The organism is Flavobacterium sp. KH_001 (genome assembly GCF_057840745.1).
Genome location: NZ_CM174520.1, coordinates 4,060,099 through 4,080,829, shown reverse-complemented (window position 1 = coordinate 4,080,829; position 20,731 = coordinate 4,060,099). Strand labels below are relative to the sequence as shown.

At 34.8% G+C, this 20,731-nt stretch carries 12 protein-coding genes; 9 read left to right on the top strand and 3 right to left on the bottom strand.

From position 1 onward, the window contains the following. Window positions 1-42: 42 nt before the first annotated feature. From AC3ITQ_RS17540 to AC3ITQ_RS17505, 8 genes are all read left to right on the top strand, one after another. Entirely contained in the window at window positions 43-390 is a 348-nt protein-coding gene (locus AC3ITQ_RS17540; protein WP_375032267.1) for an L-rhamnose mutarotase, read from the top strand. Next, window positions 377-1,207 (top strand): amidohydrolase family protein, encoded by an 831-nt coding sequence (locus tag AC3ITQ_RS17535; RefSeq protein ID WP_489235429.1) that lies wholly within the window; start codon window positions 377-379, stop codon window positions 1,205-1,207. The genes AC3ITQ_RS17540 and AC3ITQ_RS17535 overlap by 14 nt, the downstream gene beginning before the upstream one ends. A gap of 49 nt (window positions 1,208-1,256) precedes the next feature. After that, window positions 1,257-2,036: an L-fucose dehydrogenase gene (locus AC3ITQ_RS17530; protein WP_489235428.1), complete on the top strand. Its 780-nt coding sequence runs from the start codon at window positions 1,257-1,259 to the stop codon at window positions 2,034-2,036. Window positions 2,037-2,588: 552 nt separating this feature from the next. Continuing rightward, window positions 2,589-5,102, top strand: a complete 2,514-nt coding sequence (galB, locus tag AC3ITQ_RS17525) for a beta-galactosidase GalB (protein WP_489235427.1) — start codon at window positions 2,589-2,591, stop codon at window positions 5,100-5,102. A 14-nt stretch (window positions 5,103-5,116) separates the two neighbouring features. After that, complete coding sequence (locus tag AC3ITQ_RS17520; protein ID WP_489235426.1) at window positions 5,117-6,454, top strand: alpha-L-fucosidase; 1,338 nt, start codon at window positions 5,117-5,119, stop codon at window positions 6,452-6,454. Window positions 6,455-6,512: 58 nt separating this feature from the next. After that, a complete protein-coding gene (locus tag AC3ITQ_RS17515; protein ID WP_489235424.1) occupies window positions 6,513-9,182 on the top strand; it encodes a glycoside hydrolase family 3 C-terminal domain-containing protein in 2,670 nt (889 codons plus the stop codon). Between the two features lie 999 nt (window positions 9,183-10,181). Further along, window positions 10,182-13,505: a SusC/RagA family TonB-linked outer membrane protein gene (locus tag AC3ITQ_RS17510; RefSeq protein ID WP_489235423.1), complete on the top strand. Its 3,324-nt coding sequence runs from the start codon at window positions 10,182-10,184 to the stop codon at window positions 13,503-13,505. A 29-nt stretch (window positions 13,506-13,534) separates the two neighbouring features. Next, entirely contained in the window at window positions 13,535-15,097 is a 1,563-nt protein-coding gene (locus AC3ITQ_RS17505) for a SusD/RagB family nutrient-binding outer membrane lipoprotein (protein ID WP_489235422.1), read from the top strand. A 374-nt stretch (window positions 15,098-15,471) separates the two neighbouring features. Here AC3ITQ_RS17505 and AC3ITQ_RS17500 read toward each other — a convergent pair whose 3' ends face one another. From AC3ITQ_RS17500 to AC3ITQ_RS17490, 3 genes are all read right to left on the bottom strand, one after another. Then, window positions 15,472-16,440, bottom strand: a complete 969-nt coding sequence (locus tag AC3ITQ_RS17500; RefSeq protein ID WP_489235421.1) for a M20/M25/M40 family metallo-hydrolase — start codon at window positions 16,438-16,440, stop codon at window positions 15,472-15,474. 70 nt (window positions 16,441-16,510) lie between these two features. Further along, the gene (locus AC3ITQ_RS17495) at window positions 16,511-17,842 is read right to left on the bottom strand and encodes an alpha-L-fucosidase (RefSeq protein ID WP_489235420.1); all 1,332 of its coding nucleotides are present in this window, start codon (window positions 17,840-17,842) and stop codon (window positions 16,511-16,513) included. Between the two features lie 107 nt (window positions 17,843-17,949). Next, a complete protein-coding gene (locus tag AC3ITQ_RS17490) occupies window positions 17,950-19,623 on the bottom strand; it encodes a GLPGLI family protein (protein ID WP_489235419.1) in 1,674 nt (557 codons plus the stop codon). Between the two features lie 364 nt (window positions 19,624-19,987). Here AC3ITQ_RS17490 and AC3ITQ_RS17485 point away from each other — a divergent pair, with 364 nt between their 5' ends. Further along, window positions 19,988-20,728 (top strand): GntR family transcriptional regulator, encoded by a 741-nt coding sequence (locus AC3ITQ_RS17485; RefSeq protein ID WP_489235418.1) that lies wholly within the window; start codon window positions 19,988-19,990, stop codon window positions 20,726-20,728. Window positions 20,729-20,731: the final 3 nt, after the last annotated feature.

Sequence of the window (20,731 nt, the reverse complement as noted above, 5' to 3'; positions counted from 1 at the left end):
TCTAATTTTAGGTTTCTAACCTTCAATTTTAATTAATATAATATGATAACTCAAAAATATTGTCTCGCATTAGATTTAAATGATGATCCCGTTTTAATTGCGGAATACAAAAAGTATCATGAAAAAATCTGGCCTGAAATTACAGAAAGTATTGTTAGTGCAGGCATTGAAAATCTTGATATTTATTGCGTTGGGAATAGATTGTTCATGATTATTGAGGCCAATGAAACTTTTACTTTTGAAAGAAAAGGGGAGATGGATGCCAGTAATGCTGTGGTGCAAAAATGGGAAGAATTGATGTGGAAATATCAAAAAGCATTACCAGGAGCAAAAGAAGGTGAAAAATGGATGATGATGGAAAAAATATTCGACTTGCATGAAAATAGATAGCCACCAACATTTTTGGAAATATAATCCTGTAAAAGAAGCCTGGATTAATGAAGAAATGGAAGTGATCAGGAAGGATTTTTTACCTGCTGATTTAAAGCCTTTGCTGTTTGAAAATCGGTTTGCGGGCTGCGTGGCGGTTCAGGCTGATCAGAGCGAAGAGGAAACACGTTTTCTTTTGGATTTATCAAAAGAAAATGATTTTATAAAAGGCGTTGTCGGTTGGGTTGATTTGCGTGCTGAAAATATTGAAGCGCGTTTGAACGAATACAGTAAATATGAAAAACTGAAAGGCTTTAGACATATCGTTCAGGCAGAAGCGGATATTAATTTTATGCTGCAGGAAAGTTTTCAAAATGGAATTTCGAAATTGGCAAAATACAATTTCACATATGACATTTTGATTTTTCCAAAACATTTGGAAAATGCGGCCAAATTGGCAGCAAAATTTCCAGAGCAAAAATTCGTTATAGATCATTTGGCAAAACCAGACTTTAAAAATAAAGAATTTACAGAATGGGAAAAAGGTATTAGAGCTATTGCAAAATTCCCAAACGTAATGTGTAAGGTCTCAGGTTTAGTGACCGAAGCAGACTGGAACAATTGGAATGAAACAGACTTTGTATATTGCTTAGATGTGATTACAGAAGTTTTTGGAATTGATCGCCTGATGTTTGGCAGTGACTGGCCCGTTTGTTTGCTTGCAGCTTCGTATTCAGAATCTTGTGATATTACAGAACACTATTTTTCGAAATTTTCGAAAGCAGATCAGGATAAATTCTGGAGCAGTAATGCTATACAATTTTATCAATTGGAATAAGTTACTTTCTAATAAAAACTACTAACTATTCAACCAAAATAATAAACAAATGAATCTTAATCTTACTGACAAAATAATTATCGTAACCGGTGGCGCAAAAGGTATTGGACTTGGTATTTGTAAAGTTTTGGCTGCTGAAGGTGCTATTCCTGTAATAATAGGAAGAGTCGAGGCAGATAATCAAATCGCTGTAAAAGAAATTGAAGCCGAAGGAGGAAAGGCACTGTCTGTTGTGGCCGAGTTAACAAATCCGGAAGCTTGTAAAAGTGCAGTCGATCAGGTAGTGGAGCTCTGTGGCCGCATTGACGGATTAATCAACAATGCCGGTGTAAACGATGGTGTAGGTTTAGAAAGCGGCGATTACGAAAAGTTTGTTGCGTCGATTCATAAAAATTTGGTGCACTATTATTTGATGGCGCAACACGCTTTGCCAGAATTGAAAAAAACTAAAGGTGCAATTGTAAATATTGGTTCAAAAACTGCTGATACGGGACAAGGAAATACGTCAGCTTATGCAGCATCAAACGGTGGACGTAATGCTTTAACCCGCGAATGGGCAGTAGAATTATTGAAATACGGAATACGTGTAAATTCAGTTATTGTGGCTGAATGTTATACCCCATTATACGAAACCTGGATTAATACACTTGAAAATCCACAGCAAAAATTAAAAGAAATCACAGCTAAAATTCCATTAGAAAACAGAATGACAACTGCCGAAGAAATCGCCAATATGGCAGTATTCTTATTGTCTGATAAATCAAGCCATACTACAGGCCAGTTGATTTATGTGGATGGTGGTTACACACATTTAGATCGTTCCTTGTAACTTATAATAAATTGCTATTTGAATACTTCGGTTTTTATGGAAAATTAAAAGTATTCAAATAGCATAAAAGCCATTCGAATTGGGAAATCTGTTAAATTTATTTTTAAGGAATACCAATAAACATCAGAATACTTCTCTACCAAAAAATATTAAATAAAACTAATCAAGCCAAAATTGGATATGATAATGTAGCACTATGCGATAAAGTTTGTCAAAACTGAAATTTATAATAAAAGTGTTTTTTGTGATTTTTTTTGATGTTTATCTTCGTTTATATGTCGTCCGTCTAAAATAGTTTTGCGAAAAATCAAATTTGTTTAGATTTAGCGTTAAATAATGTTTGTTTTTGTTTTAAGAAATATGTCTTCCTCTATTAATATCAATTTTACCAAAAACAAAACATTTTAATACCAGCTGAAAACCGATAAATTAAAACGAATATAAAGATTTGAATTTGCATAAATAAAACGCCTCGCTTTACTAGAAACCTAACCAAAATTATTAAACCTAACCAAAATGAATAAAAAGATGTTTTCACTAAACAAGAGCCTTTTGCTACTACTCTGTTTGATGATGGGATTATCTGTTTTTTCGCAGCATACTACAATAAAAAGAATGGGTTCTATTGACACTCAATCCTTTGATGATAATTGGCTTTTTTCCCGATTTGGGTCTCAGGCTGACGGATTGGTTAAAGACGAACCTGAAAATTTAGAAGCCGTTTCAGTAAATGAAGCCAATTGGGAGAAATTAAACGTACCGCACGATTGGGCGATCAAAGGGCCTTTTAGAATTGAATTAAGAGGAGAAACGGGAAAATTACCATGGAAAGGAATTGGTTGGTATAGAAAACATTTTACGGTTCCGGCTTCAGATTCAGGAAAACAAATTTTTATTGACTTTGACGGAGCGATGGCAAATGCTAAAATTTATTTAAATGGGAAATATGTTGGAACCTGGCCTTACGGTTATAATTCTTTCCGCATGAATTTGACTCCCTTTTTAAAATTCGGGCAAGAAAATATTTTAGCCGTTCGTTTAGATACAGAGAACTGGGATTCACGTTGGTATCCTGGAGCAGGAATCTACCGTCATGTTTGGTTGGTAAAAACGAATCCGGTTCATGTTGGACATTGGGGGACTTATATAACCACTCCAAATATTAGAAAAGATGCTGCCGATATCAGAGTAATGGTTAAGGTTGATAATGCAACAGATAAATCGGTAAAAGCAGTTATTACAACTGACTTATACGAAATGGATATTAATGATACACCAAAAGCAAAAGTAGGTTCTTTAATTACTTCAACACTGGAAATCAAGGCAAATGGAACTGAAGAAGCGGAAACGCATACGGTTGTAAATAATCCTAAATTGTGGGATTTAAAAACGCCTAATCGTTATGTAGCACAAACTAAAGTAAGTGTTGACGGAAAAGTGGTTGATACTTATAACACTCCTTTTGGTGTTCGTACAATTGAATTTACGCCAAGAAACGGTTTTCTTTTGAATGGAAAAAGAGTTGAAATCTTCGGAACCTGTAATCATCACGATTTAGGTGCTTTGGGGGCTGCAATCAATACTTCGGCCTTGAAAAGACAATTGGTTATGTTGAAAGAAATGGGTTGTAACTCTTTGCGTACTTCTCATAATCCACCAGCTCCTGAATTATTGGAACTGGCTGATAAAATGGGATTTTTAGTTTGGGATGAAGCTTTTGATGCGTGGAAAATAGGAAAGAAAAAATCAGACTATAATTTGATTTTTGATGAATGGCATGATAAAGATTTAATTGCTTTAACTCATAGAGACAGAAACAATCCTTCCGTATTTATCTGGTCCATTGGAAATGAAGTTCCGGATCAGCAAAATGTGAAATTGACAAAAGAATTAGCAGATATAATGCGCAGGGAAGACCCAACACGCCCGGTTTCAAACGGATATAATGATCCTGATGGAGGAAGAAGTTCAGGAGCTGTTGTTGCCCTGGATCTTATGGGAGTAAACTATTTCTTTGACCAACAGCCAAAATGGGATGTTGATCCAAGATATGAGAAAAAGCCAACAATAGGAAGTGAAACAGCATCAACCGTAAGTTCACGCGGAGAATATTTCTTTGATGATAAATACAACAAAACGAGCTGGCAAATTTCCTCTTATGATGATGCATTTCCGGGCTGGGGCTGTTCGCCGGATACACAATTTCGTACCAATGCAAAATACCCACATTTATTGGGAGAATATGTTTGGACCGGTTTTGATTATTTAGGTGAACCAACTCCCTATAATTCAGATGAAACCAATTTATTGAATTTTAGAACGGATCCTTCCAAACAGGCAGAATTAGAAGCAAAATTGGCAGAATTACAAAAAAGCAATCCGCCTTCAAGAAGTAGTTATTTCGGAATTATCGATTTAGCCGGTTTCCCGAAAGATCGTTATTACAGTTATAAATCACATTGGAGACCAGATGTTCCAACAGCTCATATTCTTCCACACTGGAACTGGAGCGAACGTGTTGGACAAGTGGTTCCGGTACATGTTTACACTTCGGGAGATGAGGGAGAATTATTTCTTAACGGAAAAAGCCTTGGAAGAAAGAAAATGGAAGCAGGAAAAGATTTCCGTTTGATGTGGGAAGATGTAGTTTATACTCCAGGAGAATTAAAAGTAGTTTGTTATAAAAAAGGAAAAAAATGGGCAACTGATGTAGTTAAAACTACAGGAGCTGCAACAAAAATTAAAATGGCTGCAGATAGAACAGCAGTATTGGCAGACGATGTTGATTTGGTTTTTATAACAGTTGATATTTCAGATAATGAAGGATTGATGGTTCCTCGTTCTAATCCTTTAGTTAAATTTTCAATTGAAGGAGCGGGAGAAATTGTAGCAACGGACAACGGAGATGCAACGAGTTTTGTTCCCTTTCAAAGTTCTGGAAGACCAGCTTATAACGGAAAAGTTTTAGTAATTGTAAAAGCTAAAAAAGGTGAAAAAGGACAATTTACTGTGAAAGCTGAAAGTGAAGGATTACAAGCTGCTGCCACAACAATCAGAATTAAATAAATAAAAAAAATAAAATGATAAAAAAAATAATCTTAACTGCTTTAGTTGTCGGAACAACTATTACCGGAACAGCACAGAATAAAATTGCTGCAGCGGATATTGCTCCAAAAATGAAATGGTTTGAAGACGCAAAACTAGGAATCTTTATTCACGCCGGAATTTATTCCGTTGCCGATGTTTCTGAATCCTGGAGTTTTCACAATGGAAAAATTTCTGTTGAAGATTATATGAAACAACAAAAAAGTTACACTTTGAGTAATTACGATGCTGCTGCCTGGGCAGAAATGATCAAAGATTCGGGTGCAAAATATGCCGTAATTACAACTAAACATCATGATGGTGTGGCGATGTACGATACCAAATTGGGTAAACTGAGTTCGGTAAAAACCACTCCGGCTAAAAAAGATATGGTTAAGCCTTTTTTCGAAGAATTACGAAAAAGAGATATTAAATGTGGTGCTTATTTCTCCTTAATCGATTGGACACACAATGATTATCCGGGATTTTTGAAAGACAAAGCACGTTATGATATTAAAAAAGAACCAGCACGTTGGGAACGTTTTCAAAAATTCTTCCAGGGACAAATCAAGGAAATTTCAGATTGGTACAATCCTGATTTATGGTGGTTTGATGGAGACTGGGAGCACAGTGCTGAAGAATGGCAAGCAGAGAAAACACGCAAAATGATGTTGGACAGAAATCCGAATACCATTATCAACGGACGCTTACAAGGGTATGGAGATTATGATACTCCGGAACAGAATTTCCCGGTAGTTCGTCCCGCTTATAAATGGTGGGAATTGTGTATGACGATGAATGAAAACTGGGGGTACCGTGTGAGCGATACCAACTGGAAAACACCTTATGAAATCATTACGATTTTTGTTGATGCGGTTTCAAACGGAGGAAATTTATTATTAGACATCGGGCCAAAACCTGATGGAACTTATCCGGAAACAGTTGTTTCTACATTGAAGGAATTGGGTGACTGGAACAGAAGAAATGGCGAAGGTATTTTTGGAACTATTCCGGGAATTCCGTTAGGACATTTCTACGGACCAACGACTCTTTCTAAAGATTCAAAAACACTTTACTTGTTTGTTCACGGAAAAACTTCGGGACAATTGATGTTGAAAGGACTTGATAACAAAATTCAGGATATTACAGTTTTGGGATCCAATGTAAAATTGACTCATAAAGTGGTGGGTAAAATTTCATGGAGTGCCGTTCCTGGATTAGTTTACATTGATTTGCCGGAAACCGCTGACGACAAATATGTGACTTGTATCAAAGTTACTTTAGATGCGCCAATTAAATTGTACAGAGGTCACGGCGGTTTTTTAACTAACTAATATTCATTAAAATAACAGATTATAATTCATGCCTTAGTGGTATTTCAATAATACAATTATGAACAAAAAAGCATTTGCAATAGCTTTATTTTTTGGAGTTCAAGCCTTGTTTTCTCAAAGTACTCCAAAATATAAAAACCCAAAATTACCCGTTGAAGACCGCGTTCAGGATTTATTGTCCAGAATGACGGTTGAGGAAAAATTTTGGCAAATGTTCATGATTCCTGGTGATTTATCTGATGGGGCAGAAAATTATAAAAATGGCATTTTTGGTTTTCAGGTAAGTGCCAAAGGAAGTACTGATGCAAGCAATCAAATTTTAGATTACAGCGCAGCAAGTAATGCAAAGGAAACAGTAAAACTGATTAATAAAATTCAAAAATATTTTGTAGAGAAAACGCGTCTCGGTATTCCGATTATTGCTTTTGATGAAGCTTTACACGGACTGGTACGTGATGGAGCAACCGCATTTCCTCAGTCTATTTCATTGGCAGCAACATTTGATCCGGCTTTGGTTAAAAGAGTTTCAACTGCTATTGCGATGGAATCTAAAAGCCGTGGAATTCGCCAGATTTTGTCGCCGGTTGTCAATCTTGCTTCTGATGTTCGTTGGGGAAGAGTAGAAGAAACCTATGGTGAAGATCCTTTTCTTTCTTCAAAAATGGGAGTGGCCTATGTGTCCTCTTTTGAGGAAAGAGGTGTGATTACAACGCCTAAACATTTCCTTGCGAATAGCGGAGACGGTGGACGTGATAGTTACCCAATTGATTACAACGAACGTTATTTAGAAGAATATCAGCTTCCGCCTTTTCGTGCTTGCTTTGGTGAAGGAGGAAGTAGAAGTGTTATGACTTCATACAATTCTTTAAACGGAAGTCCGTGTACAGCCAATGACTGGTTGTTGAATAAAAAACTGAAAGGAGAAATGAATTTTAAAGGATTCATTATTTCAGATGCGAATGCTGTTGGCGGCGGAAATGTACTGCATTATACAGCAAAAGATTATCCTGAATCAAGTGCCAACGCCATAAATAATGGTTTAGATGTGATTTTTCAAACCGCCTTTGATCATTATAAATTATTTCAACCGCCATTTTTGGACGGAAGAATTGATATGAAAAATATTGACGAATCTGTAGCGAGAGTTTTGAGATTGAAATTCGAATTGGGATTGTTTGAGAATCCCTACGCTGACGAAAAAGAGACAAACAAATGGAACGGAAATCCGCTTCACAAATTATTGTCAAGAGAAGCAGCCGAAAAAGGAATCGTCTTATTGAAAAATGAAAACAATGTTTTGCCTCTTAAAAAATCAATTCAATCAATTGCTTTAATAGGAAATGATATTACCGAAGCACGTTTGGGTGGTTACAGTGGTCCCGGTAACGGAAAAATAAGTATCCTGGAAGGAATCAAAGCGAAGTTAGGAAAATCTGTTGTGATTAATCTGGCTGAAGGTTGTGCAAGAAAAAGTACAGATTATACTGTTGTACCATCAGCTAATTTATTTAGCATTGAAAACGGAAAATCAATAAATGGATTAACAGGAGAATATTTCAATAATGTACAACTAAGTGGAAGTCCGGTTGTAACAAGATTAGATAAGACAATCAATTTTGACTGGACATTATATTCTCCGGATCAGGCAAAAATCAACTACGATTTTTATTCGGCTAAATGGAGCGGAAAAATCAAATCTCCGGTAACAGGATCTTATAAAATAGGTTTTGAAGGGAATGATGGTTATCGCTTGTATTTAAACGGAAAACTAATTATTGATAATTGGAAAAGCCAAACTTATTCAACAAAATTAGTGAATTTCAATTTTGAAAAAGACAAAGAATACGATATCAAAGTGGAATTTTTCGAATCGCAGGGTTATGCTAAATTCAAATTGGTTTGGAATGTTGACGTAAATAACGATTGGCAGCACAAAATTGATGAAGCTGTAGCTGCAGCTAAAAAATCAGATGTAGCTGTAATCGCTGCAGGAATCGAAGAAGGAGAATTTAATGACAGAGCTTATTTAGGTTTGTTAGGACATCAGGAAGAATTAATAAATGCAGTTGCCGCAACAGGAAAACCGATTGTAGTGATTTTGGTTGGAGGAAGTGCCATCACGATGGACAAATGGATTGACAATGTACCATCGATTTTGGATGTTTGGTATCCTGGCGAAGATGGAGGTAATGCTGTAGCGAATATTTTGTTTGGAGATAAAAATCCTGCAGGTCGTTTACCTATTACTTTCCCTGTTTTTGAAGGACAATTACCACTGGTTTACAATCACAAACCAACAGGTCGTTCCGATGATTATACTAATTTGAACGGTGCACCTTTATTTCCTTTTGGATACGGACTGAGTTATTCAACTTTTGAATACAACAATTTAAGATTTGATAAAAAACAAATAGGAAAATCAGAAACTACAAAAGTGTATTGTACTATAAAAAACACCAGTAAAGTTGATGGGGATGAAGTAGTTCAGTTTTACGTAAGAGATGTTTTAGCATCAATTGCGCAGCCAATCAAACAACTGAAAGGTTTTCAGAGAATTTCACTTAAAGCAGGAGAATCAAAAGAAATTGCATTTGACATTAACAAAGAAACGTTACAAATGTTAAATCAGGATATGAAATGGGTAGTTGAACCGGGCGATTTTAGAATTATGATAGGCGCTTCGTCGAGAGATATTCGATTGAGAGAAGTTCTTACGGTGACAGAATAAGCGTTTATAATGGGGTGAATTAATTTTAAGATAACAGATTATCTGTTTTGTACTTTTTTAAAGTGTTACGAGAAAATAAATATAAGAAAATACTTTATTTCCAAGTGCTGCTAAAAAAGATAAAATAAGAGAAAAAAAAATGGTTACTGTGGTTAGATTCTTTAGTTAGAAAAACTAGAATAATTTTAGTTGAAAAAAAAATAAATGGGGTGATTATCCTGTGTTATAAGATTTTTTTAATAGAATAAAATTTATGTTAAATAAATCATAATTTTAACAGTTTTATTCTGTCCTTATTATGGGTCTGATTAATATTCAATTATGTACTATTATTGTTTATTTAATAAGAAATGTAGTTAAGTTAAAAAAATATATGTAATTCATTTACAAACTATTGACTTTTTTTAATTCAAATATTTGTTTAAAATGTTAAAATTAAAAGAAGGATTAAAAAAAATCACTAAAACGTTTTTGTAAATTGATTTATTAGGTATATATTTGCTAATAATAATTAACGAATGTTTAAGAAAAAGTTAACGTTTTTTAAAAGTATTTACTATCAAAAAAAAGCTCTTAGATAACAAATGAAGTAGTCAATCGTTTTATTCATTCTGAACGATAAAGTAGAAGAAGTTTTTTAAATTATTGGCTAGAAAAAATCAATTAAAAAGTCAGAAAAAGTAGTGTAAATTAATTAGATAATCGTCTTTAATGATCCACGAAATCTTTTTTTAAAACCAAAAAACTAAAACGTTATAGTTGCAAGCGTTGAAAAATAAATTCAAAAAATGACTAAGAAAACGGAAACAAATTATTAAACAAACAAGAAGCTTATGATGTAAAAAAAAACAGAGTATTAATCAAGGGAATTATTACCAAATTCTGATAAGGAGAAATCGGTAATTTGAAATTAAAGGTTTTAGTATTCAATATTTTTTAGAAATCGGAAATCTTTCAATTTAAACAAAATTTAAAAACCAAACCAAACTAATATTAATTATGAGAAAACTGTTATATGAATCGCTGTTAGTTTTTCTAATGGTATTGTGCTTTCAAAATGCGAAAGCCCAAAACACAACAATCTCTGGGGTAATTACAGACAATACTAATGCACCCGTTCCATCAGCGATTGTTAGAGAAAAAGGAACAAAAGTAGAAACGATTACAGACGAGAACGGAGCATTTTCAATCTCTGTAAGAGAAGGAGCTACTCTTATTGTAAGTTCAATAGGTTACAAAACATCAGAATTAAAAGCTACTGATGGAATGAAAGTCAGATTAGCAAGTGGTACCAACGAACTTGATGGTGTTACGGTTACTGCATTGGGGCAATCTAAAAAGAACAAATCGATTGGTTATGCTACGAGTGTAATTAAAGCAGATGCCATTGTTAAAACAGCATCTCCTACAATTGCCAACTCATTATATGGTAAAGCACCAGGTGTACGTATTACGTCAACTCCGGGTGGAGCGGGAGCAATTAATATCCAGATTCGTGGAATTAACTCGATTACAGGTAGAAACCAGCCACTTATTGTTATGGATGGTGTGCCTATTCGTAATGGTGAGGTTTCTAACAGTGATTACTGGAATCAGCCTCGTATTAAAAGCAACGGTTTAGCAGATATCAACCCTGAAGATGTTGAAAATATTTCGATCTTAAAAGGAGCTTCTGCAGCTGCTTTATATGGTTCTGAAGCTGTAAATGGGGTAGTATTGATTACTACTAAATCAGGAAAAGGAAAAAAAGGTTTAGGTGTCGATTTTAGCACTAGTTACTCAGGAAATCAAATTGCTTATTTGCCAAGATTTCAGTACGAAAGAGGTCAAGGTTATTCTAATGGTAATTTTAATCCAAACTGGGCTGGACCAGACGGTTTTGTGCAATATGATACAAATGGCGATGGAGTTAATGATATGAGAGGAGTTGCGAACAGTTCTGTAAACTTTGGTCCTTGGTTTGATGGAAAACCAATTATGACATGGGATGGTGTAGTGCGTCCGTATTCTGCTCAGAGAGACGGTTACAAAAACATGTTCCAAAATGCATGGGATGCAACTACAAACTTTGCTCTTACAAACAATACTGATAACAGCAGTATTCGTTTCTCTTATACTCATATCGAATCTGAAGGTTTGAGTATGAATAATAATAACAAAAAGAATAACTTCAACTTAAATGCATCATTCAAGACAGGTAAGTTGAAAACAGATGTTGTTGTTAGTTATTTGAATCAGAACATACGTAATCGTTCATTTGCTTTAGATCGTTTAGTAAATAACTTTACAGGTATGCTTAGCCCTTTTGATAATGGCGATTGGTACAGAGCAAAATACAAAACAAGTTTAGGTTATAAATATGTTACAGGAGTAAATGGACAAAGTTTAACTCCGGATGAAAATATTATTCGTAATGGTTTCAAAGCTGATATTGGTGATTTCTTTTGGAATACAAATGCAAATCAACAAGAGGAGATTACAAATCGTATTATAGCTAGTGTTACTGAAACACTTTCAATTACAAACGATTTGTCTGTACGTGGCCGTGTTTCGACTGATTTAACCGCTATAAACACAGAAACGAAAAATCCATTAGAAAGACCTTTAATTTACGGTTTTGGAACAGGATCTTATCAAATGGAAGGTCAAGACTATAATGTTCTTTATGGTGAATTAATAGCGACATACAACAAAAAATTAAATGATGATTTCACTGTTGGTGCATTATTTGGTTATTCTGGAACACAGGAAACATCTAAATATTTGTCTCGTTCTACTAATGGTGGTTTAAGTGTGGAAGGTTGGTATGATGTAAATTCTTCTGTTGGATTAGCTAATAGTGGCTCTAAACAATTTACAATACTTAAAGATGCACTTTTTGGAACTGTAAGTGGAAGTTATAAAAACTATTTGTTCCTTGAAGGTACATTAAGAAGAGACCGTACTTCAACAATGAATCCGAATAATAATGCTTTTACTTATCCTTCTGTAAACTCTAGTTTCATTTTATCAGAAGCTGTTACATTACCAGATTTCATTAATTACGCAAAAATGCGTGGTTCTTGGGGTATCGTAGGATCTTATCCAGGAGCATTTCTTGCCAACGTTGCATTCGATCAGGTTTCTTTAGGGTCACAAGGAACAACAAGTCCTGTATTGACAACGACTTCACAAGCTGCATATGGAAATGAAGGAATTAAACCTGAGATGAAGCATGAAATAGAACTTGGTTTTGAAACTAAATTCTTAGACAGAAGATTAGGATTGGATTTCTCTTTCTATACAGCAAAAATTAAAGATCAGATTATTGGATTGACTTTACCAGCTAGTTCAGGAGCTACTTCTATTTTAACTAATGTTGGTGAATTAAGTAACAAAGGATTTGAGGTTGCTTTGACTGGTACACCTGTTAGAACAGATAGTTTCTCTTGGGATGTGACTTTGAACTGGGCTAAAAACATTAATAAAGTGATTTCATTATCAGATGGTTCTAACGAGATTTTGCATGCTGACTATGATGGATCTGCTGCTCAATTAAAATCAGTGGTAGGGGAAGAAATGGGAGGTATTTATGCACACCCTATCAAAACTGATGCTAACGGTAATAAAGTGGTTGGTGCTGATGGATTTTATCAGCTTGATGGAGACAAATGGGAAAAATACGGATCAGCTATGGCTAAAGGTGTTGGAGGTTTAATCAACTCTTTGACTTATAAAAACTTCACATTAGATATTGGTATTGATTACTCTTACGGTGGTTCTTTGATGCCAACAGGGATGAACTGGATGACATCTAGAGGATTAACAGAAGAATCATTAAACTACAGTACAAATGAGCGCGGTGGTTTAACATATTACATGGATAATGGAAAAGGTGTTCAGGTTCCAAATAGTGCAACTGCAGGACCAGGAGGGCAACCATTATTCCGTGATGGTATGTTAATGGATGGTGTAAATGTTGATGGAACTCCAAATACAAACGTAGTTTCTCAGGCAGGTTATTATGTTGTGACTTACAACTGGGGAGGTCCTCAATATGATAGTGTTTCTCGTTATGAGTTGTATATTCAAAAGAACGACTATGTTAAATTAAGAGAATTATCACTTATGTATAATGTACCATCATCTTATGCTAGCAAAATTGGAGCTACTAAGTTGAGTCTTTCTTTCTTTGGACGTAATTTGTTTTATATCTACAGAACAATTAAGGATATGGATTCAGAGGCAACAACTTCAGGAACACAGTGGGCTCAAAACGTGAACAACTCAGGAATAACTCCTTCTACTAGAAGTTATGGAGTAGTATTGAGAGCATCTTTCTAATAGGATAAATTATAATTAAAATAGACAACATGAGAAAATTATTATATATATCATTAGCTTCAGTCGCAATTTCTTTGAGCTCTTGTTCGAAAGATGATTTTGCAGAAGCATATAGAGATCCGTCAAAGGTAACAACTACAACAGTGCCTAAACAATTTGCCGGATTTATGAAAGTTAACTATGAGGACGTAATTCCATCATATTGGAATTATTTTACTGTAATAAGAACAACTTCATTGACTTATACTCAAGGACACGGATTTACTAATGTGTCTAACCGTTATGTTCCGGGAGCAGCAGTAACTAACAGATGGGATAGATATTACAGATTCATTACTCAATACAGAGAGTTGGAAAAAGTAATGGCTTCCTTATCTACTGAAGATCAAAAAGATAGTAGAATCTATACAATTACGTCTACGATCTATTTGTATGATCATACTGCAAAAATGATTGATAACTTTGGTGATATCCCTTTCTCTGAAGCAGGAAAAATTAGTTCAACTGGAGGTGCTTATGCACTTGCATTGGCTAAGTACGATAATCAGACAGAGCTTTACACGATGATGTTAGATAATTTGAAAGCTTTTTCTACAGAATTGAATACTATTACTTTGTCTGATAAAACAAATTTAGAGTTCAAAAATCAGGATCTGATCAACAAAGGTAGTCTTGTAGCTTGGAAGAATTATTGTAACTCTTTACGTTTGAAGTTGTTAAATAGAGTTTCTGCTGTTCCGACTTTTTCGGGAAGAGCAAATACAGAAATCGCTGAAATTATTGCTGAAGGAAAAATTGTGGATGAAAGTTCAGAAGATATTGCTTTCAGAGTATATACTCAGGATACAGATTTAGATACTTCAGGTTTCTGGGATGCTTTGGAAGGTTGGAATAATAACCTTGCTCCAAAACCTATGATTGATCACATGAATGCCAACAGTGATCCTCGTCAGGCATGGTTGTTTGAAAAAGGTGCAAACGCAACAGATTACGTAGGAGTAGATCCATTAACGACTTCTACAGTTCAAGATAAAGAAATAGCCGATGGTGAAATTGCTATCTACAATAGATCAGTAATCAGTCAAAACGATTGGTTACCAGGTACATTGATAAATGCTGCAGAAGTAAACCTTATTCTTGCGGAATACTATTCAAGAAGTGGAAATGCAGCTTCAGCTAAAACACATTTCGAAAAAGCAATCAGACAATCTATTCAATATTATGTAAGATTAGGTGATAAGGCAGATTTATTAACTTATAAACCTGCTACAGAACCAACTGCTGCTGAAATTGATGCTTATATTGCTAATGTTAATTTTGCAGGTGCTACAACTCCAGCTGCTCAATTACAATTGATCGCTTTTCAAAAGTATATTCATTATAACATTATGCAGGCTGACGAATCTTGGTCTGAGCAAAGAAGGTTGAAACTTCCTGCGCTTAATTTCGCGCAAGATGAAACAAGCCCTCAAAAAACACCTCCAACGCGTTGGACATACCCAAGTTCTGAAAGTGTTTATAATGCAAATAACTATAATGCTGTTAAAGACAAAGATAATTTAAGTACAAAAATTTTCTGGGACGTAAAATAAGCTCCTTATAGATTAATATTTTGTTATTAGTAAGAAACCCCAAAGTCAGGAAATTTCCAGACGATGGGGTTTCTTTATTAATGTCAAATATCAATATCAATATCAATATCAATATCAATGTCAAACGTCAATGGCAATGGCAATTTCAATGTAAATAGCAATGACAATTGGCAATAGGGCAGAGATTGAAACTTTATTCGCTAGTAATAAGATATTTTCTAAATATTAAAAACTATAAAGTAGAAAAAAATCGACGAATTTGCTGTTTGTTTCACTGCAGTTCGCCGATTTTTTGTTTTAAAGATTCTGTGCTGTTTTTTGTTGACGATTGCTCCAGAGAGCTAAGAATGGCTTTTATCCAAAATTTTATCTTTTTAATTTTGCTTGATAAAAGTTAGCGGTTGATCGTAATTAGCAATTGCACTTAAAGCATTGTAAATGTATTTGCTCACTAAAATGCCTCCTTCGCTGTTAATTAAAGCAGTATCATCTTCAGGTGTATGATATTGAGGATGTCCTCCTGTATGTAATCCAATGGCTGAAATGTTATTTTTATAAAAAGTAACGTGATCAGAACCGCCTACATCTCCGGCAAAAACAATTGGATTTAGCCCGCTGCCTTCACCTAGTTTTTTCATCAGTTCGACACCACCCGGAAAAGTTCCAGCACCGCCCATATAAAGCTCTTTTTTATCGTTTAACCGACCCACCATATCCATGTTGATCATTACTTTTACCGCATTTTTTTCTACAGGAAGATGGTTGACAAAATACTTAGATCCTAATAAACCTTCTTCTTCCGCACTAAAGGAAACAAAAATAATACTTCTTTTAGGTGCTGTTTTATTGTGATGAAACTCTTCTAAAATAGATAAAAGAGCCGAAACTCCCGAAGCATTATCATCGGCTCCATTATGAATCGCAAGAGTATCTTTTTTCTTGCTGCCGGAACCTTTTCCGCCCCAGCCCCAATGATCATAATGTGCTCCAATTACGATATATTCTTTTTTTAGATTTTCATCAGAACCTTCAATATATCCTACAACGTTTTGAGTTGATACGCTATCTGATTTCATTTTGTTGATATCGGGTTTTATGAAGATTTTAAAAGGCTGATAATAGTTGTCGTTAAATTTTTTCAAGCCATATTTTTTAAAATATTTCCTGATGTAAGCCGCCGCTTCGTTATTGCCTTTTGTTCCGGCAAGACGCCCTTCTAATTTATCTGAAGCTAAATAAGTATCGTGTTTCAGAAATGTTTCAGATGAAAATGTTGATTGCGCGGTTCCCTTTTCAGTGGCAATAAAAGCTACAACAGAGAGGAAAAGAGTTTTTTTAAACATGTAATTAATCATTAATTTATTGAAATAAAATAGAAACCCATAAGGTTTGGAATCTTATGGGCTGTTAAATTTATTGTATTTGCATTTCGATTATCGTATCGATTGCATCGATTTTGGTGCCATCCAGGTACACAAAAGCTCCTTCGGGTTGTTGTTTGAATTTTAGTTCTTTTTTACTGTCCATCAAATAACATTTTTTAATTTTTTGTTTCATCTCAGGAATAAAAATGTATTCGGCTTGCTTTGGTGTTTTTATAATGTGTGCAAACCAGGTTTTGTCTTTCGCAGTAAACACACCCCAATCTTGCTGTGGCATTACATTGCCTCTTGTTCCGTAAATACTTTTTCCGTTTTTGTCCATCCAAACTCCCATTTCTTTCAAAGTTGTGACAAATTCAGGTTGAATTGTTCCGTCTGCCATCGGCCCGACATTCAAAAGAAAATTAGCATTCAGACTTGCAGCATTTATCATATAATGCAGTAAATCTTTAGTCGATTTGTATTTTCTGTCGTTGATATCAAAACCCCACGAATTGTTCATGGTTTCACACGTCTCCAAAGGCAATTGAGAAACAGATTGTCCTCCAAATCCAGTTGTGTTTCCTCCTGGTAAATCTTTTTCAAAGGCTTGAAAATCTTCTCCTTGTATCGGTAAAAGATGATGATTGTTTGAAATCAGACAGTTAGGCTGAAGAGAGTGAATCAATTTGTAAATTTCATCATAATGCCAGTTTACCTTGGATGATAATGTTTTATCCGTATCGTTATCCAATTGATCCCAATGTCCGTCAAACCAAATTCCGCCGATTTCTCCGTAATTGGTAAGTATCTCCGTTAATTGCCCTTTCATGAATCTAATGTAACTTTCCCAATCACTTTTGATAGTTCTTCCTGTTCCTTTTCCCGTTTTACCCGTTTCGTATTGATAATCGGTTCTTGTCCAGTCTAAAAGAGAATAATAACAAAATAATTTGATTCCTTCTTTATGACATTCGTCAGCCAGTTCTTTTAATAGATCTCTTTTGAAATGTGTATTTGTGATTTTCCAATCGGATAATTTGGTGTCAAAATTACTGAAACCGTCATGGTGACGTGTAGTAAAAGTGATGTATTTCATTCCGGCCGCTTTAGCAGTGCCAACCCATTTTTTGGCATCAAAATCCTGAGGGTTAAAAACATTAATCAGTCTTCCGTATTGTGTTACTTTGATGTTTTCATTGTTCATGACCCATTCTCCATGGCCAAGAACACTATAAGGACCAAAGTGAATGAACATTCCGAATTTATCATCCTGAAATTCTTTTCTGTTTTTTAGATTTCCTTCAGTGGGAGTGTAGGTTTGTGCTAACATTGTTAGGCAACTCATCGAGAAGAACAGCAGGAAAAGTGTGGTTTTTTTCATGTTTTTTTAAAGTTAGGTGGTTTGATAGTAACGTTTTAATCGTTTTTGAAATTTAAAAATATAAAGCCTTAAATACTAAGTCTATATTATCTAAATTTAATTATCAATTACCTTTCTCCAATCAAAAATCCGGATACATTCCAGGCGCTGCTACTTGTTCCTTCTGGTTTACCAAGTGGAATTGATACACGAATCGTGTGTTTTCCCGGTGAAAGATTTCCTAAATCAATAAGATTTGGATTGGTTGTAGTTCCCGGGCACCAGTTGGAACGGCTTAAATCGGATGAAGATAATCCGCTGCCAAAATTCCCCGAAGCCGGATTACTCAATCGGTACGAACCACAATCGGTTCGCCATGGCGTAAATCCAAAAACTTCTTTCCCGTCGATAAGAATAGTGTTCTTTTTCTGTAGAAATTCATCACCATTCTCCCAGCCTCCGTGACCGGTTGTAGTATAACTTAATTTAAAGTTTTTATAACCTTCCGGTACTTCAAAAGTCACTTCTAATCCTTTTTCATTATCAAACATGGTGGCGTAATCTTGTCCTGCCATTTCCATAACATTGAGCGTGTTGAAAAGCGGTAAAATAAAATCACCTTTAGGATTGTTGTCCTCACCTTGGTGAATCGAAATGTTCAAACTGGCTTTGTGTCCGCCTGCATCATAATTCCCAATAAACATTCCGATATAGACTTCCTGATTACTCAGTTTTGGCTGTAATAATGAAATTTCCTGACGATAGAAAACGCTATCCTGCCAAACCTTATTTTTTTGCTGTAAATAGTTGAAATGCTTGACACCAAAAGGAGTAAAGAAACGCATCAATTCCAGCAAAGGCGTGTATTCTGACGTTGCTACAACGCCCTGATATTTTTTACCATTTCCATTTTCATAAATAGGTAATGTGTTAACTCCGTTTTTTAATCCGTCCAAAAACGAACTTTTCTTATCCATCGGAATCATAAAAACGGATCCAGTTCTGTCGTACGCATCGCCATTAGATTGTTGGGTTACATCAACATATACAGAACTTCCTTTTTTTATTTCAGGGAATTTTACTTTTCGAACAATTACGGTCCCGCTTGCGTATCTAAAAATACTGTCATTTGATTTTGCATCAGATACAAAATGAATTTGTTCTTTATTGAAAACTGATATGTTCACAAATCGGCTTTTCCATAAAAGATCTTTATAGGTCAATTGATCGACTTCAGAAACCTTTGGCAGGGTTAAAATTGCCGGTATCGTTTTTAAATTCTCAATTTTAGTAGCTGTCATAGAACTGTTCCCGTTACGGATGGTTTCCAAAACTAAACCTAGATCCTGACCCAGAACACTTGGGCCGCCTTTTAACCCCAATTCGTTGGTATACCAAATTTCGATTTTATTGGAGTTTACGGTAGTTACCGCTTTTTTGCAGGTGAAATTCAGGATTTTTTTGGTTTCATCTGTGAATTCAAATTTTTGTTTTCCCAAGACTTCTTTGTCGTGATTCAGGATTGATTTTCCATCTTTTAGATTAGCTAATTGCGAAATGGTTTTAGAATCAAAAGCTACAAAAGTCTGCTCAAAAGGAAAGTTTGCTTTTTGTTGAATGATTTTATCTGTTGTGATCAAACTCAGATCTTTAGAAGCAAATAAAAACAGTGGATCCTGATTTGGGATTATTTTCCCATTAGAACTTCTTTGATACGTAACTTTAATTGCTTTAGTCGTTTTCTGAGCAAAAGTCAAAGAGATGAGACAAAAGGCAAGGAATGTAAATAAAATTTTCTTCATGTTATGGTTTAGGTTGTTTAAGCGTATAAGCAATTTTACTAAATCGATTTAATAGAAAACCAAATAAAAAAGCTGGATTATTAAGTTTTGAGTATTAAATAATTGGGAAATGCAATTGATTGTGAGATGGTTTTATAGTAAGCTAAGATAGAAATTTTTTGAATTGTAATAGGAACATACTATTTCTTTTTTGAGAAAAATATACTGATTTCTATCTCATCTGTTGATAATCAGTTATTTTGCTATATCGTTTTAGTGAAAATTAGTATTTACTAAAAATATTTAGTAATCAGTATGTTACATTTTTTTTGAAATAATTTTGTTCGTAAAAAAAAACGACTACATTTGTCATATGTATGAACATATGAACAAAATACCGTTATTAGATCACGACAGTAAAATTCCGTTGCACAAACAAGTGGAGGAATTATTACGTGAACTAATCAAACATCCCGATTTTAAGGATGGGGAGTTATTTCCGAAAGAAGTTGATTTGGCGAAACGTTGGGGGATTTCCCGAAATACACTGCGTCAGGCAATTGCTATTTTGGTAAATGAAAAACTATTAGTAAGAAAAAAAGGTTCCGGAACAAGAGTTTCTCAAAGCAGAATTACTACCAATCTGAACAACTGGATGAGTTTTACTCATGAGATGGAAGATATGGGGCTGGAATTTAAAAACCTTTCATTGCAGGTGGAAATGGTTCCGGCTACGGCCAAAATAGCCAAGCATTTGCAAATTAATGAAGGAGATGAAGTACTGCTTTTACAACGTACCCGAAGTATAGACGACAGTCCGATGGTTTATTTTGAATCTTATTTTCATCCAAGAATTGGGCTTTCAATTGATGAAAATTTTGAGACTCCATTATATGAAATCCTGGGGAATAAATACAATGTGGTTCCTGTGTATTCTCAAGAAGAACTTAAAGCTATTGCGGCGAGTAAACGTATCGCAGGTGTTTTGAAGATCGAAAAAGATCAACCCGTTCTGGAAAGAAAAAGGGTAGTGCTTGATACCGCAAGAAAACCAATTGAGTACAACATTTGTTATTATCGTAACGACTGGTTTACGTATACGATAGAAATAAAACGCACCATTTAAAAA